Genomic DNA, 21878 nt, shown 5'->3' on the forward strand with positions numbered 1-21878 from the left:
GGGCGTTGCTGTCACCCGAAACCCATCGGACTCACTCGATGGACCGCCCTTCCAGATCGGACGGTGGCCATTCCGCCGACCCTGACAGAAATGCCGTCCGCGGTGGCGGTTGCGGTGGCGAAGACCGACGAGGGGCGGCCTGCGGTGTGTCCTTGCTCGACGTCGATGCCGCTGAGGCCGTGGGTCGCGAACAGGTGTGCGGCGAGGCATCCTGTGCTGTTGGCGTTGACGACGTCCTCGCCGACTCCGATCGCCGGTGCGAACATCCGGGCGGCCGCTGCCCTGCGGGTCGGGGAGAGCAGGTAGACGAAGCAGCCGAGATAGCCGAGACGACGGCATCCGGCGGCGAGTCGACCCAGATCCGGCCGCATCGCGAGCAGGGTCGGCAGCGTTCTGACCGGTACGAGCAGGCGTGGCGTTCCCGGTGAGGCGACGCACGGAGTGTCGTCGGCCGCCATGTCGTTCGACGTGATGCCCAGGGCGGCGAGGATGCTGTCGAGTCCTGCGGCTGGGCACTGAAGCTCCACCGTGCCTTGGTCGAACCAGACCTCGATGCCGTCGTCGCGCTGGATCGCGGTGGCGTCGAAGGTGCGGCCACCGGTCCGCTGACGGACGCGATGTTTTCGGATCCGGCGACGGTGCAACAGGAACGCCTGGGCGGCGATTGTGCCGTGCCCGCAGTTGGTGAGCTCACCATGTGCGGTGAAGAACCGTACCGTAGGCGTGTTTTTCGGGTCGGCGGCGACGAACGCCGCGTGCGAGGTGCCGGCGCGGCGGACGATCGCGCGCCGACTGCTGTCGCTGAGCGTGCTGTCATCGATCAGCACTGCGGTTGGGCTGCCACCTTTTCGGCGGCGAGTGCAGGCGTCGACGATCGTCACGTCGTTGCCGTTGCTTCCGGTCATGTCGGGGTTTCCTCCTCGGTGGCCGGGTCGCCGTCGGCGAGGGTGCCGGCCCAGTCGTCCGACCAGCGCACGAGGGGACGCAGAGCGCGGTAGGCGCCCTGTCCGAGCTGGGTGAGGGCATAGGTGGCGTCCGGTTCCTGCGTGACGAGGCGTGCCTCGATCAACTCGGTCAGCCTCTGCCGCAGGACGCTTGACGACATGTTGTCGCAGTGGTGCTGCAGTGCGCGGAAGCCGAGTGCGCCGCGCTGTAACTCCCAGACGATGCGCAGGCTCCATCGCCGTCCGAAGAGGTCGAGTGCCGCCATCAAGGGGCGCCCGGTGGTCGACCCGCGAACCGGGGTTCCCGGCCTCGGCACTGCCATGGTCTCGCCCCACTTCTCCTAGTGCTTCTTTTTCCGATACGCTACCCCCTCGCCAGTGATTCGGTTATCGAAGCGCAGGGGGTCGGGCACACATGACGTCCAGGTTGCGTACCGCTTTGTGTGGGCGGTTGGGTATCGACGTGCCGGTGGTGCAGGCGCCGATAGGTTCCGCGGCGGCGCCCGAACTGGCTGCGGCGGTGGCCGAAGCCGGTGGGCTCGGCATGCTTGCGTCGACCTGGCAGAGTCCCGAACGCGCGCGCCTCAGCATCCGCAATGTTCGGCAGCGGACGTCGCGGCCGTTCGGGGTGAATCTGGTGCTGGACTTTCCCGTCATCGACACGCTGGCGGTGTGCCTGGACGAGGCCGTGCCGGTCATCTCCACCTTCTGGGGTGATCCGGAACCGGTCAGCCACCGGATCCGTGCTGCCGGTGCACTGCACATGCACACGGTCGGCAGCGTGCGGGACGCTCTGCACGCCGCCGGCTGCGGCGTCGACGTCATCGTGGCGCAGGGCTGGGAGGCCGGCGGTCATGTTCGTGGCACGACCGCCACCATGGTTCTGGTGCCGGCAGTCGTCGACGCGGTGCACCCCATTCCGGTCATGGCCGCCGGCGGCATCAGCGACGGCCGCGGCCTCGCCGCCGTCCTGGCCCTGGGCGCACAGGGCGCATGGATGGGTACGCGCTTCCTGGCGACCGCTGAAGCCTTCACCCACCAGATGTATCGGCAACACCTCCTCGCTGCCACCGCCGAGGACGCCGTCCACACCCACTGCTTCGACGGCGGATGGCCCGACGCCGCCCACCGCGCACTGCGGAATCCGACCCTGCGACGGTGGGAACTGGCCGGTTCACCCCCAGCGCCGGGGCGTCCGGGCGAGGGCGACGTCGTAGCCGTCGACGCCGCGGGCCAGGCCCATTACCGGTACGAGGATCTGATGCCCCTACCCGGCATGACCGGCGAGCTGGCGGACATGGCCCTCTACGCCGGCCAATCGGTCGAGCTCGTCCGGGACGTCCGACCAGCAGGCCGGCTCATCAACGAACTCACGGCGCGGACGGTCGACGTCATCGAGCAGATGGGCCACGCGATTCAGGCGGCAGACGGGACTTCGTACCCATGACCTCCCTCGCTCGCGTCAGCGCAGACGCCGACCGCGGCGCTGCCGTTTTGTTCGACGTCGACGGTGTGCTGGTCGACTCCTACGCCGCGTATCACCGGATCTGGGACCGCTGGGCGCTGCACCACAGCCTGGACCCGGAGACCGTCTGGACTCACACCCACGGCCGCCGCCCGATCGACACCATCGCAGTCGTCGCTCCACACCTCGACGCCGAAGCCGAATACCATCTGGTACGCGACTTCATGGCTGACGAGCCCCTACCGTGCGGCAACGACTGCGAGCAGGCGGTCTACCTGTCCCCCCGGTCCTGGTGGACAGCACGCAGGTGACCCTGGGAAAACCAGACCCGCAGGGTTACCTCCGTGCAGCGGACCTGCTGCGGACCCCGCCGGAGCGTTGCCTGGTCGTCGAGGACGCCCCGGCCGGAATCGAAGCAGCTCGCGCGGCGCGGATGACGGTGATCGCACTGACCACCACCCACTCCGCCGCCCAGCTCACCGCCGCACACCACATCACCGAGACCCTCGGCGACGCGATGCCACTCATCGAGAGTTGGCTCGACACACCGGTGCCATGACCAAGGCTCCACGCACTCACCTCGACGGATCCGCGCACTGTCGGCGGCAGCAGCAGGAGTCGTGGTTCTTGCGCAGCGCCACTTGACGGTGGGCGAGACCGGTCGGTTGTGGTCGTCTCCACTGGAGTCGATTCCGCCTGTCGCGGCCACCCTGCGGGACCACCATGCGCCCTAGGGCCGGGGCGGCCGGATGAACTGCCGATCATGGTCAGTGGGGCGATGCCGAGCAGTGGGCCGACGGCGTCGGCGAAGGTCGGCCCGGCGTGCAGGTGGTCCGCGTGCGTGCCGGTGGGCACCTCGAAGGTGGGAAGCTGCACGGTGGGCAGCCCTCGTCGATGGGCGGCCCCGCGCAACCGCTGAGCCGACGCGCTCAGTCGCGGTGGCAGGACGAGTGTCCCGGACGAGGATCCTGCCGCATCGGGGTGCCACTGCCACAGTCGTTGGCGCGGCCTGTCGCCGTCGCGCTACCGGGGCTGGCCCTGCCCGCGTGCGAGGATCTGTGCCATGAGCCTGGCTGATGCTCTCGCTCAGTGGACGGACGTGGACGGCGCTCAGTACGAGGTGGGCAGGACCATGGGCCTGTTTACGGGTCGCACGTTCCCGCAGGTCAAGTGGGTGTTCTGGTCGGACAATCCGGTCGGTGCCGCGCTCTACGACATGCTGCACGCGTTGGTGCGGGCTGGCGTTCTGGACCACCGTGACGAGCCCGACCACCAGTTTCGATGGAAGACGGCGGCGCCGCTCGATGGCCTGAGGGATGGGCGGTCGCCCTGATCTGGCGTCTCTGAGGGCCGCGGAGCGCCCATACCCGTTCCCCCCGGGACGGAACAGGACGCCGCGAATCACGGCCGACCGCCACCGCGCCGCCGGGTGGACTGCCGCGAGTGGGCCACGGCGTTCGACCAGTTCGGCGTACACGGTCTGCTGATTCCTGGAATTTCTGGTACGGCCAGCCGATGGCCGTCGACAATCGGGCGACGATCATGATCCTGCGGTATTCCACCACCTGTTTCGTTGGGGTCCAACTGTCCCCGATCAGTGGTGTCTGCCCACAACCCCGTCCCGCAGACTCCGGAGGGTGACCACCTACTCTGCAAAGAAGAAGAAAAACGGGAATCTCGGTGCCGTCGGTATAGCCGCGGCCATTTCCGTCTTGTTGTGCTGCGGCCTTGGCACCATTGGGGCGCTCACCGACGATGACAGTGACAAGAAGCCCGTTGCGGTGGCCACCGCGAGCGCTTCGACGGTCCGCGACCGTGTCGTCGACAACGCGACTGCCACCGCCAGTCCGGTGCCGAACGCACAGACGTCCACCACCCCGTCACCCGCACTGAGCCCGACACCGGGTCCGCAGCGCACGAGTGGTACGCCGACATCCCGGCCGGTCGCCAAGCCGACGACAAGCAAGCCGAAGGCCAAGGCGACGACGTCAGCGCCGAAGCCGAAGGCGACGACAACAGCGCCGAAGCCGAAGCCGACCACCGCGAAACCGAAGCCGCCCGCCGTGTCGACAGTGCATCCCGGATCGTTCTGCTCGACCCAGGGGGCGCGTGGCGTGACGAAGACCGGTAAGCCGATGGTGTGCACGACCACCGCGACGGATGCCAAGAAGCGGTGGCGGGCAGCGTAACCGACGGAGGCGACGAGGCCCGGCCACCGACCCCCATCACCGGGGCCGGCCGGTGGCCGGCGACCTGATCGCGATCAGCACGGTGAGCAGAGCCAGGACCGCGATGCCGGTGCTGACCTGGAATGCGCTGCCCGGGCGAGCGTCAGGCGTGGATGTCGGCGACCATCGTGTCCGCGTTCTCGAACGACTCGACCGTGCGGAACCCCTCGGCTGCGCAGAGACGCGAGGCGATGTTCGCGCGCTCCACACTCAGCGACACCCGACGGACGCCGCGTGTGCCCGCGGCGTCCAGGACCGCACGCAGCAGCGTCCGGCCCACACCCCGACCCCGCCACGACTCCACCACGCCGATGGTCAACTCCGGCACGTCGTCGCTCACGTACCCGTAACCGGGGTCAGCGGCGCTCAGGTGCCGAAACCAGGCCGCGCCGACCGGCTGACCGGCCGGCTCCACCGCTACCACCCCGACGTCGTCCGGCCGCATCCACCCGGTGACATAGTGCGCCAGCGCGGGGTCGGCCAGGATCCGCTCGCGAGACCAGTCGCGCTCCGGCAGCCAGTTGATGGCCTCCACCAGCATGTCGACCAGGAACGGGAGATCGGTAGGAGTGGCGGCGCGGATACCGACGTTCTGCACCGACGCATCCTGCCACCGGACCCACACCCGCCGCCGCTGACGGCGCGGGTAGGCGGCCTCCTCCGGTTGGCCCACCCGGCCGAGCGGACGTGACTCGCTGAGCTCAATGGTCGTACGACCAACTGATGAGGTCCCTCTCGTTCCCGCTGTCGATGGCACGGCCGAATGTCGGGGCCAGAGTGGATGCGGGTGTCGCCCCGCTGTCCGCGGTGCCACGGCCGCCATCGACGGCCGAGGTCCCGACACCCATGTCGAAAGGGTCCCCACGTGAGCGGAAAAGAGGAACGCAACGGCAAGTGGGCGCCCTGGTGGGTCTACCTGTGCGTCATTCTCGGCGGCAACTACGTGAAGCAGTATCTGGTGCAGGACCTGCCCGTGGTGGTCAACGCCGCGATCACCGTCGTGCTCGTCGGCATGCTCTTCGTGGTCGTCACCGCGCTGTATCGCGGTGTGCGCAGCGCCAACCGTTAGCGGCGCCTGCGCGGGTCCGCGCTCGTGGCGTCCTCGTTACGCTCAGGGCATGTTCCGTGCGGCTCGGCCCGATGACTTCGCGCAGATCATCCGTCTCTACCGGCAACTCAACCCCGACGATCCGGTGCTCGACGATGGATCCGACGAGGTGGTCTTCGGACAGATCGTGGCCACACCGGGGCTGCGCCTGTTCGTTCTCGAACTGGACGGGGTCGTCGTCGCCACGACGTACCTCAACCTGATTCCCAACCTCAGCCGGTCGGCGTCGCCGTACGCCGTCATCGAGAACGTGGTCGTCGAGGAGTCGCGGCGCGGCACCGGGCTCGGCCGGCAGATCATGGCCGGCACGCTCCAGGCCGCCTGGGACGCGGGCTGCTACAAGGCGATGCTGATGACGGGCTCGCAGAACCCGGCGACGCACGCCTTCTATCGCGCCTGCGGGTTCTCACCCGACGTGAAGACCGCGTACCTCGCTCGACCACCGGCTTCCAGAAGCTGGACCGGGAACGTCTCGCGCAGCGCGGAGTCCAGTGACCGGCCGGTCGTCGGCTCGACGAACAGGTCGGCGAGCAGGTGTGGTTGATGCCCGACTCCTTGCCCCCGAGGCCCGACCGCAGTCGTCCAGGGACCACAACGTCAGGGATGTAGGGGCCTTACGAGCGGCGGACACCACTACATCCCTGAAGTTGCGCGGATCCCGACGCCGATGCCGACGTCAAGATCTGTCGCGGATCAGGCGAGGAGAGTTCCGCCGTCCACGGTCACGATCGTGCCGGTGGCGTAGGTCGACCGGAGGAGGTAGGTGAACGCCTCGGCGACCTCCTCGGGTTCGCCCACCCGACCGAGCGGCAGTGACGCGCTGAGCTGGGCGTACATCTGCTCTCGGGTTTCCGTGGGCAGCGAGTCCCACAGCGGTGAGCGGATGACGCCGGCGGAGACGGCGTTGACCCGGATCGGGGCGAGTTCGACGGCGAGCGAGCGGACCAGCGCGTCGATCGCCCCGGTGATGCTGGACGCCACCGACCAGCCCGCGTTCGGCCGGTGGTTTGCGGTGCCGGTGGTGAGGGTGATCGACCCGCCGGGTCGCAGGTACGGCAGTGCCGCGTTGACAGCCGCCAGCGAGCCGAAGTAGCGCAGGTCGAAGGCGGTACGGGCGGCGGCGAGGTCGAGGGCGTCGACGGACATCAGCGCGAGCGGTTCGCCGGCGGTGAAGACGAGGTGGTCGAACGGGCCGAGCCCCTGGAACAGGCGGGACACGTCGCCAGGGTTGGTGAGGTCCGCGACGTACCCCTGGGTGCCGGTCGGCAGGGCGGCGAGGGCGCGGTCCACGCTGCGCTGGTTGCGGGAGGCGACCACGACCTGGGCGCCCTCGTGAGCGGCCCGGGTGGCGGTGGCGAGCCCGATTCCCGAGGTTCCGCCGAGTACGACGACGCGCTGGTCGGTGAGGGTCATGATCGGGTCCTTCCGGATCGTGTTTCGCTGACGGTTACCACCGTGCGTCGGTCCCCGTGCTCGCGTCCAAGACCTCTTTCTTCTGCTGTGATACCCGACGGGTATCGTGGGGTGGGTCAGGCGCGTGCGAGGCGGGCGGACGGGGGGTCCGATGGACGTCGATCTGCGCAAGCTCCGCTACTTCGTGGCGGTCGCGGAGGAGTTGCACTTCGGCCGCGCCGCCGCGCGGTTGCACATCGCCCAGCCGGTCCTGTCGCGGCAGATCCGGGCGTTCGAGCACGAACTCCGCGCCGAGCTCTTCGTCCGGGATCGCCGCTCCACGGTGCTGACCGAGGCCGGCCGGCAACTGTTGGCCGATGCCGGTCCGCTGCTCGCCTCGGCCGACGCGCTGCGTCGGCGGGTGCAGCGCGCGGCACACGGCCGGCAGACGTTCACCATCGCGTTCATGCCGGGCATCATCGTCACCGCCGAGGCCCGCGCCATCGCCCAGCTGCACCCCGACCTGGCCGTCGGTGTCGTCCGCACCTCCTGGGCGGACCAGGCCGAGGTGGTCCGCGAGGGGCGCGCCGACGTCAGCTACGTACGGCTTCCGGTCGACAAACGTGGTCTGCGCCTACGCCCGCTGTTCACCGAACCCCGTGTCGTGGTCCTGCCCGACGAACACCGGCTGGCGGGTAAGGAGTCGGTCGACCTCGCCGAGCTGGTCGAGGAGCGACTGCTTCAGGACCCGGACGCGGTGCCCGAGTGGCGGGACCTGGGGAACCGTCCGGTCGACTCCGACCCCCGCCCCCGGCCCGAGCTGAACTCCGTCGAGGAGAAGCTGGAACACGTCGCCGCGTACGCCGGTGTGGTGATCCTGCCGCTGTCGACCGCGACGTTCTACACCAGGCCGGGTGTCGTCCACGTGCCGGTCGACGACCTCGTGCCCAACCAGGTGTGTCTGGCCTGGGCCGAGGACAACCGGTCACCGCTGGTGCGGGAGTTCGTCGAGATCGCCGCGCCTCGGGCGCAGGCGTGAGCGACGGCGTCCGGGCCGGGTCGTGGTGCCAACTCATGACCCCGGCGACGCACGCCCTCTATCGCGCCTGCGGGTTCGCGCCCGACGTCAATACGGCCTACCTTGCTCGGCCGCTGGCGTCGGACGGTTAGGGAAGGTCTCGCGCAGCGCGGAGTCCAGTGACCGGCCGGTCGTCGGCTCGACGAACAGATCGGCGAGCAGCAGGTCGGCGAGGTAGGTGGGGTTGATGCCCGACTCCTTGCCCCCGAGACCCTGCAACGCGCCGCCGAGTCGCAGGGCGGCCTTCGCCGCGCGGGCCGGCAACCGGGTGACCCGCCGGCGTCGGCCGACCGACTCCGCGATGCGCCCGATCATCTCCGGCCAGGTGAGGTTCTCGTCGGCGACCGGGAGGTCCGCGCCGCTGGCCTGCTCCAACGCGTCCGCCGCGACCTCGGCCACGCTGCGCGCCGAGGCCGCGGCGCTTCCGCCGGTCGGCGCGACCAGCGGGGTACGCGAGCGCGCCCACCGGTCCAGCGGCCCGGCCCAGTTCGGCAGCCGGTCACCGGCCCGCCCGAAGACGAAGGGCAGTTCGAGGACGGCGACCGGCAGACCCGGGCCGGCCGCCGCCCGCCCCTCCCGGGCCTGCTCGACCCGGCACCTGATGTACGTGTGTCGCTCGGCGAGCCGCCACTGCGGATGCAGCCGGTCGAAGTAGGTGTAGTACGAACCCATGATCACCCCGCGGGTGAGGCCCTCCGCGCGGGCGGCGGTGAACAGGCGTACCACCGGCTCGACGTTGTCGCGGCGGAACCGCGGGTAGATCGGCTTGCGTAGCGGCCGTTGCTCGTCGGTGCGGGTGGCGTACACGACGCCGTCGTGACCGGCGAGCAACGACCGCAGGTCGTCGACCGAGGCGGTCTCGACATCGAGCCGGTGTTCGACCCCCGGCTGGGCGGTCCGTGCCACCGAAGCCGTGCCGTGACCGCGCTCACGCAGCACGTCCACGACATGAGCGCCGATCAGGCCACTGCCACCCACCACGAGAATCCGCACGGCACATCGTCCACTCTGGAGCCCTGCCTTTGTCAACCCACGACCACCGCCGGGCCGGTCACTGCTTGTTCTTCGCGACGTTGTAGATGTCCAGGACGTCGTCGTCGAAGTAGGGGCCGTACATGTTGCCGGAGAACTTGTACGACATCACCGAGTTGACGTACCCGAATCGGAGGTCGTTGTCCCAGGCGCGCAGGAACGGGCCGCCGCTGGAGCCATGGTTGAGCGGGCAGTTCTTCAGCTTGATCCGCTGCGCTCCGGCGGCCTTGAGGGCACCCTGGGCGTAGTACTGCGACAGGCCGTCGTACGGGGCTTCGCCCGGATAGCCGAGCAGCATCGCCGTGAGCGTCTTGGACTTGTTGACGCTGAGTCCCTGCCCGCCGGTGACGTGCACGAGCCGGTCGCCGCCCAGCGGGTGCATGGTGACGAAGGCGAAGTCCCACCAGAGGTAACCCCAGTCGACCCAACCCTCGACGGAGGTGAACTCCTTGGCGAACCAGAGGCCGTGCAACGCCACGCCGTTGGTGAACTCCGGCGCGTACGCCCAGTTGTCGAACCAGACGGACCCGCCGTCGCCGGGATGCACACAGTGACCGGCGGTGGACACCAGGTTGGCCTGCGGGTTGTTGATGGTCCCCCCGGAGCAGAAGAAGTCCTCGTTGTTGTGCGTGAAGAAGACCCGCCCTACCCCGGGTGAGGCGTTCACCGCCTGGTTCCCCTGGCTGCTGCCCCGGGCGGACACGCCCAGACCGGCGGCCGGTGACCGTGGGGCGGCCGGTGCCGCGACGTCGCGCGGCGCGCCGACGCGGCCGGGGCGGTCGGTGGCCTCCCCGTCGGGGGCGTCGACCCCGTCCGGCATCGGAGCGGGTCGTGCCGCCCGCATACGTTGCGGAGTCCAGTAGGCACTGCCCGCCAGCGCCGCGGTGGCCGCGTCGCTCGACGGCCGTCCGTTGATGGTGGCGCGCCCTTCGGCCACCGTCGCGGATCCGTTCGCCGCGGCGGTGCCGGCCCGGGCCGGGGCCTGCACGACGGTGACGTTGGCCAGCAGCATGATGCCTATCGAGGCGATTGCGATGTTCCTGCGCACGAGACCTCCCGGGACGGCGGCCGGAGGCGATCCGCCCCGACGTCGCGCCGTCCACGCTAGGTGGCCGCCGTCGATCCGCAGTGGTCGTGTCGTGTGCGTTACGTGACGGGTGCCTGACTGCGCGACGCACCGGTGTGGACGCGGGGCGCGAGGTGCGACCGGAGTGCGGTGTGGCGACTGTGGCTACGCCTACCGGCCCGGCGACGAGCCCCCGGCGGCCGGCCACACAGCAGACCACCCCCGGCCGGGAACGCCGAGGGTGGGTGGTTCGGTGGGCCCGGCCCGATCGCCGAACGGGCCGGGCCCACCGCTGCTCAGCCGGTGGTCAGGATGAACCTCTCCCAGGCGCCAACCGACGTCCGGTTGGCGATCAGGGATCCGGCCCCGGCGTTCTCGGCGCACACGATCTGGTTGTTGACGGTGGCGCGCAGGCTCACCGTCCCATCCGTGTTGGTGATGAGCTGGAACGTCTCCCATGACCCGATGGCTGCGGCGTTGGCGACCAACGGGTTGGCGCCCGCGTTCGCGGCCGAGACGTAGAGCCCGTTGGCGCGCGACCGCAGCGCGATGTTGCCGTTGCCGGCGTCCACCCGGTCGAACTGCTCGGTGCTGCTGACGCTGGCCTTGTTGGCGATCAACGCGGTGGTGCCGACCGCCGACACGTACTGGTTGTTGACCTGCGCCCGTAGGGTGCTCACCGGCGTGCCGCTACCGGTGCCGGTGGTGAAGGTGAACGCGTCGACATCGAACAGGTAGCCGGACCCGCCCTTGAACACCAGGTACAGCGTGGTCGATGCGCTCGGCGGGTTGCTGATCGTGGCGGACGCCTCGACGAAGGTCTCCCAGTTGCCGGTGACCGGCACTGTGACGGTGCCCAGCAGGGTGCCGGTGGCCGACCCGGTCCGGACCTCGATCGTGCCGCCGGCGCCGGCCGACGACGCCCGCACCGTGATGCGGTTGGCGTTGGTCAGGTTGTACGGCTGGTACGAGATCCAGTCGTTGTTCTCGATGAACCCGGCGGTGCGACCACCCTCGGCGCTGGTGTGGTCGGTCGCCTGGACGCCGGACTGGGCGCTGAAGTGCTCACCCTGCCGGTGCTTCGGCTGCAGGGTCTTGATGCTGTGCGTGGTGAGCCCACCGTTGTCGGTGTAGGCGGCGTCGAAGACTCCGTAGATGTTGGCCGCGGAGTCGTGCTCCCCATCCGTCGGGACGGTGATGGAGCCACTGCACCCGGTCTTCGAGGTGATCTGGTGGGCGTGGCTGTCGTGGCCCAGCGCGTAGGTCAGGCTCACCTTGGTGCAGTCGATCGTGCCGTCCTGCGGGTCGCTCACCGAGATCTGGTACGACACGGTGTCACCGAAGTTGAACAGCTGTCCGTCGGCGGGCGTGCTGAGCGTCACCGTCGGCGCGGTGTTCCCCACGGTGACGACCAGGCTCGCCGTGCCGGTCAGGCCGGTCGGGTCGGTGACCTTCAGGGTGGGGGAGAAGGTGCCGTTCGTGGTGTACGTCTTCGTGGGGTTGGCCGCCGTCGACGTGGTGCCGTCACCGAACGTCCACAGGTAGCTCAGCGACCCACCCTCCGGGTCGGAGGAGCCGGCCGACGAGAAGTTGACGGTCAGCGGGTTCGATCCCGAGGTGGGGTTGGCCGCGGCCACCGCGATCGGGTTGCGGTTGCCACCACCGATGTACTCGATCCGGAAGAGCGCCTGGTTGTTCGAGCCGGTGCCGTAGTCCAGCACGTAGAGCGCGCCGTCCGGGCCGAAGGCCATGTCCATGACCTGCGTGCCGCTCCACGGGAAGGTGGAGATCTCCCCGCGCGAGCCGTCGGAGTTGATGGCGATGGGCTTGATCCAGCGGCGGCCGTACTCGCCGGCGAAGAACTGGCCGTTGAGCGACTGCGGGAACTTGATGCTGGAGTTGAGCGAGGCGTCGTACCGGTAGACCGGCCCACCCATCGGCGACTCCGAGCCGCTGCCGAACTCCGACGGCGAACCGGAGTCACCGGCGTACTTGATCCAGGCCGGCTTCGCCGCGGGCAGCGTGCCGAGGCCGGTGTTGCGGAACGAGTTGTTGGTCGGCCCGCCCGTGCAGTTGTACTTGGACTGCGACGGCCCGGACGGGAAGGTGTATTCGTTGTACGTTTCGGTGCTGCTGTTGCTGCCGGTGCAGTACGGCCAACCGAAGTTGCCCGGTGCCGTGATGCGGTTGAACTCGACCTGACCGGAGGGGCCGCGGCTGGAGTTCGTGGACCCGGAGTCGGGGCCGTAGTCGCCGAGGTAGACGACGCCGGTGGCCTTGTCGACGCTCATCCGGAACGGGTTACGCAGACCCATCGCGTAGATCTCCGGGCGGGTGTTCGCCGTGCCGGGGGCGAACAGGTTGCCCGACGGGATGGTGTACGTGCCGTCCGCCTGCGGCTTGATCCGCAGCACCTTGCCCCGCAGGTCGTTGGTGTTGCCCGCCGAGCGCTGGGCGTCGAACTGCGGGTTGCGGTTGGTCCGCTCGTCAAGCGGCGCGTAGCCGGACGACTCGAACGGGTTGGTGTCGTCGCCGGTGGTCAGGTACAGGTTGCCGGCGGCGTCGAAGTCCAGGTCACCACCGACGTGGCAGCACTGCCCACGGTCGTTGGCGACCTGGAGCACGATCTTCTCGGTGCTCAGGTTGAGCGTGTCGTCGCTGTTGAGGGTGAACCGGGACAGCCGCAGGTGGCCCTTCCACCGGTCCCAGTCCGACTGCGAGCCGGTGGTCGGGGCGTCCCCGGACGGGGTGCTCAACGTCGGCGAGTAGTACAGGTAGATCCACCGGTTGGTGGCGAAGTTGGGGTCGACGGCGACGCCCTGCAACCCCTCCTCGTCGTGCGTGTAGACCGACAGGGTGCCGGAGGTCTTGGTGTTGCCGGCCACGTCGGTGACCCGCAGGACACCGTTGCGGGCGGTGTGCAGCACCGAACGGTTGGGCAGCACGGCCAGGGACATGGCCTCACCCAGCTCGGCGGAGCCGGTGGCGAGTTTGACCTGCTGATAGTCGGAGGCGGGGATGACCACCGCCTGCGCGGTGGACGGTGCGGCCACGGCCAGGGTCACGCTCGCGACGGTGGTGACCGCCGCGATGAGTGCCCGGGACCAGCGCCGGGGGTTCGAAAGCATGATCGTCCTTTCTCGACGACCAGGGCCGGGGCGTGCGGGGGCGCACCACGGCCAGGTGGGGTGGTGAAGAGCGCGTCGAGACGCGATCAGTTGGTGGTGACGAGGTCGAACTTCTCCCACTGACCGATGGAGGTCCGGTTGGCGATCAGCGGAGAGCCACCACCGTTGTCGGCCGCGACGTAACGGTTGTTCACCGTGGCCCGCAGGCTCACCGTGCCGTCGGAGTTGCGGACGAGCTGGAAGGTCTCCCAGGCGCCGGCGCTGCCCCGGTTGGCGATCAGCGCGGAGGCTCCGGCGTTCTCCGCCGCGACGAACTGCCCGTTGCTCTTGGCGCGCAGCGCGACATTGCCGTTGGCGAGGTTGACCAGTTCGAACCGCTCGCTGGTCCCGACGGAGCTCTTGTTGGCGATCAGCGCGGTGGTGGCGTTGGGCGCGCTCACGTACTGGTTGTTGGCGCGGGCCCGCAGGGTGGAGCCGGCGGCGGCGGGCGGCGGGGTGGTCGGCGGGGCCGTGGTGGGCGGCGCGGTGGTCGGCGGCGCGGTGGTCGGCGGGGCCGTGGTGGGCGGCGGGGTCGTCGGGTTCGTCGACCGCGGCGAGCAGTCGGCACTCACGGCACCCGCGGCGACCTGCAGGCCACCGAGCAGCATGCGGGTGAAGTTCGGGTCGGTGTACGACGCCTCGGTGTGCCCGAGACCCGTGTACCAGGCCCGTCCGCCGGCGTACGCCTTGCACCAGGTGATCGGGTGGTCGCCGTTCATGTTGCCGCCGCTGTACGACGACTCGTTGAGGCTGGCGAGAACCCGCGCGCTGGACCGGGGGTTGGTGCGGTAGTTGTACCACTCGTCGGAGCGGGTCCAGGTGGCGGGCAGGTGCGCGGTCGACGGGTTGGTCTGGTCCTCGATCTTCACGGTCGCCGTCTGGATCGCCGGGTGCGAGTCGAAGTACGCCCCGACCAGCCCGCCGTACCACGGCCAGCTGTACTCGGTGTCCGCGGCGGCGTGCACGCCGACGTACCCACCGCCGGCGGCGATGTAGGACTCGAACGCCGTCTGCTGGCTGGCGTTGAGGACGTCACCGGTCGTCGACATGAAGACCACCGCCTGGTACTGGGCCAGGTTGGAGGTGGTGAACTGGCCGGCATCCTCGGTGGCGGTCACGGTGAAGCCGTTGGCCGAGCCGAGCTGCTGGATCGCGGCGATGCCGTTGGGGATGGCCGAGTGGCGGAAGCCGGCGGTCTTGCTGAACACCAGGACCTTGGTCAGCGGTGCGGCCGAGGCCTGCGTGGGCAGGACTATCAGGCCGGCCATCAACACGGCCAGGCCGGTGACGAGGGCCAACAGGCGGGGACGGGAACGCATGGTCTTGCTCCTCTGCTGAGCGTCGACCTCAGGCTGTGCACGGGGCAGGCCGGGGCCGCAGTGGCGGTGGTGCGGAAGCCGGGCCGCCGATGCTCGGCTGAGGTGGTGCGGGGGGTGGTGGGGTGATGGGGGGATGGGGCGCTGCGCCAGCCGGTCGACGCGACCGGCACTGTGGACGGTCAATTGTATCGACTGGCATCGCTGACGCAGTAAACCTCCGATGTCTGGCCCTCGTCAAGCCCACCTGCTCCGGCCTGGGCGTCCCGTGGCGCCGGCGGCGCTGGCGGCGCGGCGCGACGCGCCGTCGGCGGCGGGTCCACCCGCCACGACGAAAACGTCGCGACCGACAAGGCGCGGTGCTGCCGGTTTACCCACCAACCCCGCTCGCGCCCGGCGGCTAGCCTCGGCTGTTGGACGGGCCACCGCGAGTGCCCCGGGTCGCCATGAGGATGAGGTCGGCGATCGTCTCCGGGTGGGTGACCATGGCAAGGTGCGACGATTCGACCTCGATCGTCGTCGCGTTCATCCGTTCGGCCAGGAACCGCTCCAGCTCCGGCGCGGTCGTGCGGTCCCGCGTGGAGATCGAGTAGTAGCAGGGTCGGTCCCGCCAGGCGGCCGTCGTCGTGCGGCCCTGGAAGAGGTCTCCGGCGATCGGCCCCTGCACGGCGTAGAGGGCGCGGGCGCGGGCCTGGCCGACTCCACCGGCGAAGTCGGCCAGGAAAGCGCTCTCGCTGAGCTGCGCGTACCCGTCGTGGTGCACGAGACCGGCGTTCGCCGGCGGCGTGGGGTACTTCGCCGCGAGCGCGGTGAAGTCCTCGCCGGCGTCCGGGGCGCGGGCCGCGACGTACACCAGGGCGGTGACCCGGGGATGGTTGCCGGCCTCGCTGATGACCGTGCCGGCCCAGGAGTGGCCCACCAGCACCGTCGGCCCGTCCTGGCGGTCGAGGGCACGGTTGGTGGCGGCGACGTCGCCGGCCAGGGAGGTCAGCGAATTCTGCACCGCGGTGACGGTCAGCCCGGCCCGCTGGAGCAGGGGAATGACGTCGGACCAGGAGGAGCCGTCGGCGTACGCGCCGTGGACCAGCACGACGTTGCGCGCCGCGTGGCCGGGGACATGTCGCTCATCTGAAACCTCCGCGGGCGGGGCGACGCCGTGCCACCGCTGGGTCGTCGACGACAGCTCTCGCCTGCCACTCTTCCCCAGGCCGGTCCGGCCGGGGGCAGAACGTCGGTGTTCGCGCCCTCAGCGCACCGGGTCCGCTGCGAGCACCCGCCAGTCCAGGCGGTCGCGGTAGTGACGACGGACGACCAGCCAGCCGACCGAGAACGGGATCGCGCCCATGGCCACGACTCCCAGGACGGCCGAACCGGTGACGTCGAAGACCGCTCCGACGTCCCCGAACAGCTGGGCGACCGTCTGGAAGGCCACGTGGAAGCCGATGCTCGCCCACACGTCGCCGGTGGCGGCACGGAAGGCACCCAGCAGGAGGGCGAAGACGAGGAACAGCGCGATCCGGTCGACGGACCGGGCGGCCCCGATGAGAAACCCGAACACGGTGAACAACACCGCCTGCCCGAGCACCGCCCGCCCGGCCGGCCACCGGGTGGCGAGATTGTGCTGCAGGTAGCCACGGAAGACGAGTTCCTCCGGCAGCGCCTCTTTCAGCCCGACGAGCACGACCAGCAACGCCGCCACCCGAAGCGCGTCCCCGACGGACGTCCGAACGCTGATCTCGACCCAGCCGAGACCGAGGCAGAGCGCGAACCCGAGGGCGGCGGGCAACAGCCAGCAGGCCATGCCGAGCAGCAGACGCCGCCAACCGGACCGCAACGAGGGTAGGCCGAGACCGGCCCAGGGGCGTCGGTCGAGCCGACGACGGGCAACCACGACCAGGGGTACGACGAGCGCCGTCGTGAGGACCGCTCCGACGGCGTGAGTCGGGCGGTCGTAGTCGCGGTCGAGCAGAGCCCCGAGCGCCAGCCACACCAGCACGGCACCCGCGTAGACGATGAGGATCCGCCCGGGCAGGGCGATGCGACGGCTGTCATTCACCACCGGCAGCGTAGCCAGCGGCGGCAACACGGGCCGTCAGCGACCGAGGACGAGGTAGGCGAACCCGAGGATGCCCCGGTAGCCGTCGACGTACTCGTGCAACCTCTCGTCGAGCTGCGTGCGGACGTCGGCGGCGCGGGGATCCTCCGGGTATGTCAGCAGCCACTCCTGTTGGCCCGCGAGCCAGGTGGACTCGAAGTCGTCCCACTCCCGTTGGTCGGCGGTGCTCAGGTGCAGCACCCGCCAGCCGCGTTCCCGGGCGGCCTCGACCAGCCCCGGGAGGGTCACCACGTCCGGGCCGAAGATCTCCTCGACCTCCGGTGTCGGAGGGCGCTCCCAGTACGCGTCACCGAGCAGGAGCCGGCCACCGGTTCGGACCACGGCGGTGAGCGCGTCGAGCGCGGGCAGGGTGCCGCCGAAGGCGTGCGCCGATCCGATGCAGAGCACCCGGTCGGCCGGCTCCTGCCAGGCCGCCGCCTCACCCTCGACGAAGGTGACGTGCCGGTTCAGCGACCGGTCCGCGGCCAGTCGCCGTCCCCGCTCCAGGGCGTCGCCGTCGGTGTCGACGCCGACGCCGCGCGTCGCGACCGGACCGGACACGCCCCCGGCGGCGACCGCGCGCAGCAGCAGCTCACCCCAACCGCAGCCGAGATCGAGGACGCGCGCGCCGGGGCGGACGTCGAGTCGTTGCAGCAGTAACGCCGCGTGCTCCGGTGCCAGCGGCGTGTTCCAGCGCATCCGGGCGTGGCGGCTGGCGGCGAGGTGGTCGGCTGACTGCATCCGTTGAGGGTGCCACGTCGTGATCATTGGCGCGCGCCGCGTCCGGTGTTCGCGCGTACGGCAGGATCGGTGGGGTGGACGCGCAGCGGTCGGGGCCGTTTCGGCGGCCGACCCCGCAGGAGGTGGCGGCGGCGGCAGGCCGGGGCCTGGCCGACGTGATCGGCCCCGGCCTGCGGGTGCTGTTCTGTGGCTTCAACCCGGGTCTCTACTCCGCCGCCGTGGGGTTGCCCTTCGCCCGCCAGGGCAGTCGGTTCTGGCCGGCCCTGCACGGCGGCGGTTTCACCGACCGAAAGTTGCACCCGTGGGAGCATGACGAGTTGCTGCGCCAGGGTCTGGGCATCACCAGCCTGAGCAACCGGGCCACCGCCCGCGCCGACGAGCTGACCTCGGCGGAGCTGGTGGCCGGGGTGACGGGGTTGGCGGTGAAGGCCGAGCGGTACCGGCCGCGGTGGGTGGCGATCCTCGGGGTGACCGCGTACCGGATCGCCTTCGTCCGGCCGAAGGCCGGGCTGGGTCCGCAGCCGGATCGGCTGGGGCCGGCCCGGGTGTGGGTGCTGCCCAACCCCAGCGGCCTGAACGCGCACTTCCCCCTGCCGGCGTTGACCGCCGAGTTCGCGAAGCTGCGCCAGGAGACCGGCCCTGCGGCTTAGCCGCCACGGGCGCCTTCGGACTCGGCGGGATGAGCGCTGACGCACCTGCGCTGTCGGCCGGCTCGTTGGCAGCGAGACCTCCCACGAGATAGAACGGTCGGTCTTGACCGTAGGTGCTCGGGCAGGTATCGTCGTTGGTGACAGAACGTTCGTTCTACCTGGTGTCTTTCGGGTGTGCGGCTGTGACTGAAGGAGACCGCCATGCCCACTCCCGCGTACCGGACGCTCGACCTGTACTTCGCCAGCTACGAGGACGCCGCAGTCGCGACGCCCGCTGCCGGCACCGTCTTCGGCGGCCTCCATTGCGCTCAGGTAGAGATCAGCGGGCTGTTCTCGACCAGCGAGTAGCACCGCCGTCTCGTCCCGGTGGTGGTCCGCACCCCCGCTGGGCGCCCCCCTTCGCTCCGCAATCCCCGAGAGGATGACCATGACCACCGTTGCCGTTGCCGGCATCTCGACGACGGCCGCCGCCCTGCGGCGGTTGTACTTCGGTCGCTTCGCCTTCGCGATCGTCTGGGCTGCCGTGACGTTCCCCCTCGCCAGGCACCTCAACCCCCTCACCGCAGCGCTGCTCGTGATCTACCCGCTGTTCGACGTGGCTGCCGCCATCGTTGATGTCCGCGCGTCGCGGGCCACCGGATCGCCCACGCTGCTGTACGCGAACATTGCGATCAGCCTGCTCGCCGCGGTGGGCCTGGGCATCGCCGGCGCGTCCGGCATCCCGCCGGTCCTGCGCGTCTGGGGCGCCTGGGCGGTCGTGGCCGGGCTGATCCAGTTGGTCGTGGGCGTCACCCGCCGCAAGATGGGTGGCCAATGGCCGATGATCATCAGCGGTGGCATCTCCGTCATCGCCGGTGGATCGTTCGTCGCGGCTGCCTCCGCGGACAACCCGGCGCTGACCAACGCGATCGGCTACGCCATCCCCGGCGCGATCTTCTTCCTCATCGCGGCCATCCGACTCGGCCGTGTCGCGAAGGGACACCGAGGTGCAGAACGCCACATTTGACGTCGTTGTCGTCGGCGCGGGGCCGGTGGGGGAGAACGTCGCCGACCGCACCGTGCGGGGCGGCCTGACGGCGGTCAGGCGTCCTGGTCGAACTCGGCGGGCATCGCGCTGTATCGGGGGCAGGGACGGATCAGTTCCGACCGGATCGTCGAGGTGACCGGCGCGGGCGGGGCCACCACCTCGCTCAGCGCCCGGCACGCGGTCGTCATCGCGACCGGAACCAGCGCACTGGTGCCGGACATCGCCGGTCTGCGCGAGGCGGCACCGTGGACCAGCCGTGCGGCGGCCGCCGCGAGCGAGGTCCCCGGCCGGCTCGCGATCATCGGTGGCGGTGTGGTGGCCGCGGAGATGGCGACCGCGTGCGCGGGCCTCGGCGCACCGGTCGACGCCGACGAAATCCTCGTCGCGATCGGCCGTACGCCGAACACGCACGACGTCGGCCTCTACCGGGTCGGCCTGGAGCCGGGCGCCCGGCTCGCGGTCGACGACACACTGCGGGTGCTCGACGGTGCCGGAGCGTTGGCCGGCGACGGATGGCTGTACGCGGCCGGGGACGTCAACCGACGTGTGCTGCTGACCCACCAGGGCAAGTACCAGGCTCGCGCGGTGGGCGACGTCATCGTGGCCCGGGCCGGGGGTGAGGCGGCGGACGACCGCCCGTGGGGCCGGCACGTCGCCACCGCCGACGAGCGCGCCGTGCCGCAGGTCGTCTTCACCGATCCGGAGGTCGCGTCGGTGGGGCTGACCGCGGCCGCCGCCGAGGCCGCCGGGCTGCGGATCCGGGTCGTCGACTACGACCTGGCCGCCGTCGCCGGGTCCGCGCTGACGGCTACCAGGGGCATGCCCGGATGGTCGTGGACGAGGACCGGCGGGTGATCGTCGGCTGCACCCTCGTCGGTCCGGACGTCGCGGAACTGATCCATGCCGCGACGATCGCCATCGTCGGCGAGGTCCCACCGGAGCGGCTGTGGCACGCGGTGCCCGCCTATCCGACCGTCAGCGAGGTGTGGCTACGCCTGCTGGAGGCGTACGGCCGCTGACGGGAGCCGGGCGGCGAGGGCTAACGGGCCGACTCTGCCGATTGACGCTCCGAGTTGATCCGGAGGAGCCCCTCGACGCCGCGCAGGAAGGTCTCGGACACCAGCGTGGGGTCGGACAGGCATCCGGCCGCCATGGCACCGTCCCGGAGCATGACGAAGTGGCGCGCCGCGGGATCCGCCGTTCCTTCGTGGACCTGCCTCATGAGCGTGGTGATGGTGTCCAGGAACCATTGCCGGTGGGCCATGAGTTCTTGGTGCACGGGATGGCTCGTATTCGGATATTCCGCTGCGGCGTTCAGGAACGCGCAGCCACGGAACCCGGGGGACCGGATGTTCTGGGCGATGGAATTGGCGATGGCCAGGAGGGGGTCGACAGGCGATCGGTTGGCGGCGAGGGTCCCTTCGACCATGCTGCGTTCCAGCTGATGCACCTCACGCAGGTAGGCCAGGATGAGGTCGTCCTTGCTGGGAAAGTGCCGGTAGAAGGTAGCCCTGGTCACCTTCGCCTCGGCGATGATCCGGTCGACGCCAACGGAGTGAATGCCCTCGGCGTAGAAGATCCTGGTCGCCGTTCGGAGAAGCCTGAGGCGTGCCTCAGAGGGCCGGGCATTGGGTTCGTCGCTCGCCATCCGACCATCTTAACGATAGAACGTTCGGTCTGATCTGTGCCGGCGGCAGTGGCGTGCCGTTGACGAGGCACGCCGTTCTCCGATCCCGCTGACGGCGGCCTCATCGATGCTGAATTCTGGATGGTGCAAGACGCCGGAGCCGGGATCGCGTGGGCTGAGGCGTGGTGCCAGGGAAACGCTCCGCCGACCGTCCTCGTCGGTCCGGTCTGCGTACCGCAGGCAGCGGGAGGCGGGGTCCCTGGAAAGGAACTCCAGTTGAATACTGCTCCTGACATGTCCGCCCAGGAGATGCCGACGGTTGTGCTGGTCCACGGGGCATTCGCCGACGCGTCGAGTTGGAATGCGGTGATTGCCAATCTCAAACGTCGCGGTTACCCGGTCATTGCCGTCGCCAACCCGCTGGGTTGACGAGGGCTCGCCGGCGGCAACCGACTCTACGAGGCGTGGTGCGCCGAACGCCCGGGCCGCGGAGCGGCGCGGTGGACACCGGCGGTACAGGTAGGACACCGACGGCCGGACGATCTCGTCCAATGGAGGACTCATGCCGATAGCTCACCTCGCTGCGATCAACCTGGAATGCCCTGACCCAGCCGCCCTGGCCCGCTTCTGGGCCGCGATGCTGGCTGGTGAAATCACCGTCCAGACCCCGGACTTCTGTGCGGTCAAGGCGGGTCCACTGCATCTCGGCGCCGTCCGCGTCGAGGGCTACCGGCCGCCGACCTGGCCCTCCGGCGAGCGGTCACAGCAGATCCACTTCGACCTGGCCGTCGACGGCCCGGATGATCTCGATGATGCCGAGGCGCGTGCGATCGAACTCGGAGCCGCCAGAGAACAACAACAACCAGCGCCGGAACGCTTTCGCGTCCTGCGTGACCCAGCCGGCCATCCCTTTTGCCTACGCGGCTGACCCGACAATCGTTG

The 21878-nt window shown here is 70.1% G+C and carries 26 protein-coding genes and 1 pseudogene; 14 read left to right on the forward strand and 13 right to left on the reverse strand.

Features of this window, described 5'->3' with window-relative positions; genetic code table 11:
- Positions 1-11: 11 nt before the first annotated feature.
- Both ACFYPM_RS19885 and ACFYPM_RS19890 read right to left on the reverse strand, forming a co-directional pair.
- Positions 12-905: a PhzF family phenazine biosynthesis protein gene (locus tag ACFYPM_RS19885; protein ID WP_387198743.1), complete on the reverse strand. Its 894-nt coding sequence runs from the start codon at positions 903-905 to the stop codon at positions 12-14.
- A complete protein-coding gene (locus tag ACFYPM_RS19890; protein WP_387198746.1) occupies positions 902-1210 on the reverse strand; it encodes a winged helix-turn-helix transcriptional regulator in 309 nt (102 codons plus the stop codon). Before ACFYPM_RS19890 ends, ACFYPM_RS19885 begins: the two co-directional genes overlap by 4 nt.
- A gap of 149 nt (positions 1211-1359) precedes the next feature.
- On the opposite strand from ACFYPM_RS19890, the gene ACFYPM_RS19895 reads away from it, so the two are divergent.
- The 4 genes from ACFYPM_RS19895 (at position 1360) to ACFYPM_RS19910 (ending at position 3742) form a co-directional block, all read left to right on the forward strand.
- A complete protein-coding gene (locus tag ACFYPM_RS19895; RefSeq protein WP_387198748.1) occupies positions 1360-2391 on the forward strand; it encodes an NAD(P)H-dependent flavin oxidoreductase in 1032 nt (343 codons plus the stop codon).
- Complete coding sequence (locus ACFYPM_RS19900) at positions 2388-2720, forward strand: hypothetical protein (RefSeq protein ID WP_387198751.1); 333 nt, start codon at positions 2388-2390, stop codon at positions 2718-2720. Before ACFYPM_RS19895 ends, ACFYPM_RS19900 begins: the two co-directional genes overlap by 4 nt.
- Positions 2717-2968 carry an HAD family hydrolase gene (locus ACFYPM_RS19905; RefSeq protein ID WP_387198754.1) on the forward strand — a complete coding sequence of 84 codons (252 nt, stop codon included), beginning with the start codon at positions 2717-2719 and terminating at the stop codon, positions 2966-2968. The genes ACFYPM_RS19900 and ACFYPM_RS19905 overlap by 4 nt, the downstream gene beginning before the upstream one ends.
- Positions 2969-3472: 504 nt before the next feature.
- Positions 3473-3742: a hypothetical protein gene (locus ACFYPM_RS19910; protein ID WP_387198757.1), complete on the forward strand. Its 270-nt coding sequence runs from the start codon at positions 3473-3475 to the stop codon at positions 3740-3742.
- Positions 3743-4054: 312 nt separating this feature from the next.
- Here ACFYPM_RS19910 and ACFYPM_RS19915 read toward each other — a convergent pair whose 3' ends face one another.
- Both ACFYPM_RS19915 and ACFYPM_RS19920 read right to left on the reverse strand, forming a co-directional pair.
- Positions 4055-4561: a hypothetical protein gene (locus ACFYPM_RS19915; protein ID WP_387198760.1), complete on the reverse strand. Its 507-nt coding sequence runs from the start codon at positions 4559-4561 to the stop codon at positions 4055-4057.
- Positions 4562-4740: 179 nt separating this feature from the next.
- Complete coding sequence (locus ACFYPM_RS19920) at positions 4741-5310, reverse strand: GNAT family N-acetyltransferase (RefSeq protein WP_387198763.1); 570 nt, start codon at positions 5308-5310, stop codon at positions 4741-4743.
- Between the two features lie 192 nt (positions 5311-5502).
- Here ACFYPM_RS19920 and ACFYPM_RS19925 point away from each other — a divergent pair, with 192 nt between their 5' ends.
- Both ACFYPM_RS19925 and ACFYPM_RS19930 read left to right on the forward strand, forming a co-directional pair.
- Positions 5503-5706 (forward strand): hypothetical protein, encoded by a 204-nt coding sequence (locus ACFYPM_RS19925; RefSeq protein ID WP_387198766.1) that lies wholly within the window; start codon positions 5503-5505, stop codon positions 5704-5706.
- Positions 5707-5755: 49 nt separating this feature from the next.
- A complete protein-coding gene (locus ACFYPM_RS19930; protein WP_387198769.1) occupies positions 5756-6289 on the forward strand; it encodes a GNAT family N-acetyltransferase in 534 nt (177 codons plus the stop codon).
- A gap of 149 nt (positions 6290-6438) precedes the next feature.
- Here ACFYPM_RS19930 and ACFYPM_RS19935 read toward each other — a convergent pair whose 3' ends face one another.
- Positions 6439-7158, reverse strand: a complete 720-nt coding sequence (locus ACFYPM_RS19935; protein ID WP_387198772.1) for an SDR family oxidoreductase — start codon at positions 7156-7158, stop codon at positions 6439-6441.
- Between the two features lie 151 nt (positions 7159-7309).
- Between ACFYPM_RS19935 and ACFYPM_RS19940 the strand changes: the two genes are divergently transcribed.
- On the forward strand, positions 7310-8176 hold the full coding sequence (locus ACFYPM_RS19940; RefSeq protein WP_387198775.1) for a LysR family transcriptional regulator: 867 nt from the start codon (positions 7310-7312) through the stop codon (positions 8174-8176).
- Between the two features lie 87 nt (positions 8177-8263).
- Here ACFYPM_RS19940 and ACFYPM_RS19945 read toward each other — a convergent pair whose 3' ends face one another.
- From ACFYPM_RS19945 to ACFYPM_RS19975, 7 genes are all read right to left on the reverse strand, one after another.
- The gene (locus ACFYPM_RS19945; protein ID WP_387198778.1) at positions 8264-9208 is read right to left on the reverse strand and encodes an NAD-dependent epimerase/dehydratase family protein; all 945 of its coding nucleotides are present in this window, start codon (positions 9206-9208) and stop codon (positions 8264-8266) included.
- A 58-nt stretch (positions 9209-9266) separates the two neighbouring features.
- Positions 9267-10295, reverse strand: coding sequence for a trypsin-like serine peptidase (locus tag ACFYPM_RS19950; RefSeq protein WP_387198781.1), 1029 nt, complete (start codon positions 10293-10295; stop codon positions 9267-9269).
- 314 nt (positions 10296-10609) lie between these two features.
- Complete coding sequence (locus ACFYPM_RS19955) at positions 10610-13441, reverse strand: PQQ-dependent sugar dehydrogenase (RefSeq protein ID WP_387198783.1); 2832 nt, start codon at positions 13439-13441, stop codon at positions 10610-10612.
- An 86-nt stretch (positions 13442-13527) separates the two neighbouring features.
- Positions 13528-14799: a ThuA domain-containing protein gene (locus ACFYPM_RS19960; RefSeq protein WP_387198786.1), complete on the reverse strand. Its 1272-nt coding sequence runs from the start codon at positions 14797-14799 to the stop codon at positions 13528-13530.
- 397 nt (positions 14800-15196) lie between these two features.
- Positions 15197-15886: an alpha/beta fold hydrolase gene (locus tag ACFYPM_RS19965; protein WP_387198789.1), complete on the reverse strand. Its 690-nt coding sequence runs from the start codon at positions 15884-15886 to the stop codon at positions 15197-15199.
- A 156-nt stretch (positions 15887-16042) separates the two neighbouring features.
- On the reverse strand, positions 16043-16852 hold the full coding sequence (locus ACFYPM_RS19970) for a CPBP family intramembrane glutamic endopeptidase (RefSeq protein ID WP_387198792.1): 810 nt from the start codon (positions 16850-16852) through the stop codon (positions 16043-16045).
- A 36-nt stretch (positions 16853-16888) separates the two neighbouring features.
- Complete coding sequence (locus ACFYPM_RS19975; RefSeq protein ID WP_387198795.1) at positions 16889-17632, reverse strand: SAM-dependent methyltransferase; 744 nt, start codon at positions 17630-17632, stop codon at positions 16889-16891.
- Positions 17633-17706: 74 nt separating this feature from the next.
- On the opposite strand from ACFYPM_RS19975, the gene mug reads away from it, so the two are divergent.
- From mug to ACFYPM_RS20000, 5 genes are all read left to right on the forward strand, one after another.
- The gene (gene mug / locus ACFYPM_RS19980; protein WP_387198798.1) at positions 17707-18282 is read left to right on the forward strand and encodes a G/U mismatch-specific DNA glycosylase; all 576 of its coding nucleotides are present in this window, start codon (positions 17707-17709) and stop codon (positions 18280-18282) included.
- Positions 18283-18483: 201 nt separating this feature from the next.
- Positions 18484-18630, forward strand: a complete 147-nt coding sequence (locus tag ACFYPM_RS19985; protein WP_387198801.1) for a hypothetical protein — start codon at positions 18484-18486, stop codon at positions 18628-18630.
- 79 nt (positions 18631-18709) lie between these two features.
- Complete coding sequence (locus ACFYPM_RS19990; protein ID WP_387198804.1) at positions 18710-19288, forward strand: hypothetical protein; 579 nt, start codon at positions 18710-18712, stop codon at positions 19286-19288.
- Positions 19289-19441: 153 nt separating this feature from the next.
- The gene (locus tag ACFYPM_RS19995; protein WP_387198807.1) at positions 19442-20164 is read left to right on the forward strand and encodes an FAD-dependent oxidoreductase; all 723 of its coding nucleotides are present in this window, start codon (positions 19442-19444) and stop codon (positions 20162-20164) included.
- Positions 20137-20328: a hypothetical protein gene (locus tag ACFYPM_RS20000; RefSeq protein WP_387198810.1), complete on the forward strand. Its 192-nt coding sequence runs from the start codon at positions 20137-20139 to the stop codon at positions 20326-20328. Before ACFYPM_RS19995 ends, ACFYPM_RS20000 begins: the two co-directional genes overlap by 28 nt.
- A gap of 20 nt (positions 20329-20348) precedes the next feature.
- Here the strand turns inward: ACFYPM_RS20000 and ACFYPM_RS20005 are convergent, their stop codons facing one another.
- Positions 20349-20957 (reverse strand): TetR/AcrR family transcriptional regulator, encoded by a 609-nt coding sequence (locus tag ACFYPM_RS20005; protein ID WP_387198812.1) that lies wholly within the window; start codon positions 20955-20957, stop codon positions 20349-20351.
- A gap of 273 nt (positions 20958-21230) precedes the next feature.
- Here ACFYPM_RS20005 and ACFYPM_RS20010 point away from each other — a divergent pair.
- Together ACFYPM_RS20010 and ACFYPM_RS20015 are read left to right on the forward strand one after the other, a co-directional pair.
- A pseudogene (locus ACFYPM_RS20010) lies at positions 21231-21359 on the forward strand (alpha/beta hydrolase); the annotation flags it as partial.
- A gap of 139 nt (positions 21360-21498) precedes the next feature.
- The gene (locus ACFYPM_RS20015; protein WP_387198815.1) at positions 21499-21864 is read left to right on the forward strand and encodes a VOC family protein; all 366 of its coding nucleotides are present in this window, start codon (positions 21499-21501) and stop codon (positions 21862-21864) included.
- Positions 21865-21878 lie beyond the last annotated feature (14 nt).

The sequence above is a fragment of the Micromonospora sp. NPDC005203 genome (assembly GCF_042872705.1).
Taxonomy (GTDB): Bacteria; Actinomycetota; Actinomycetes; order Mycobacteriales; family Micromonosporaceae; genus Micromonospora.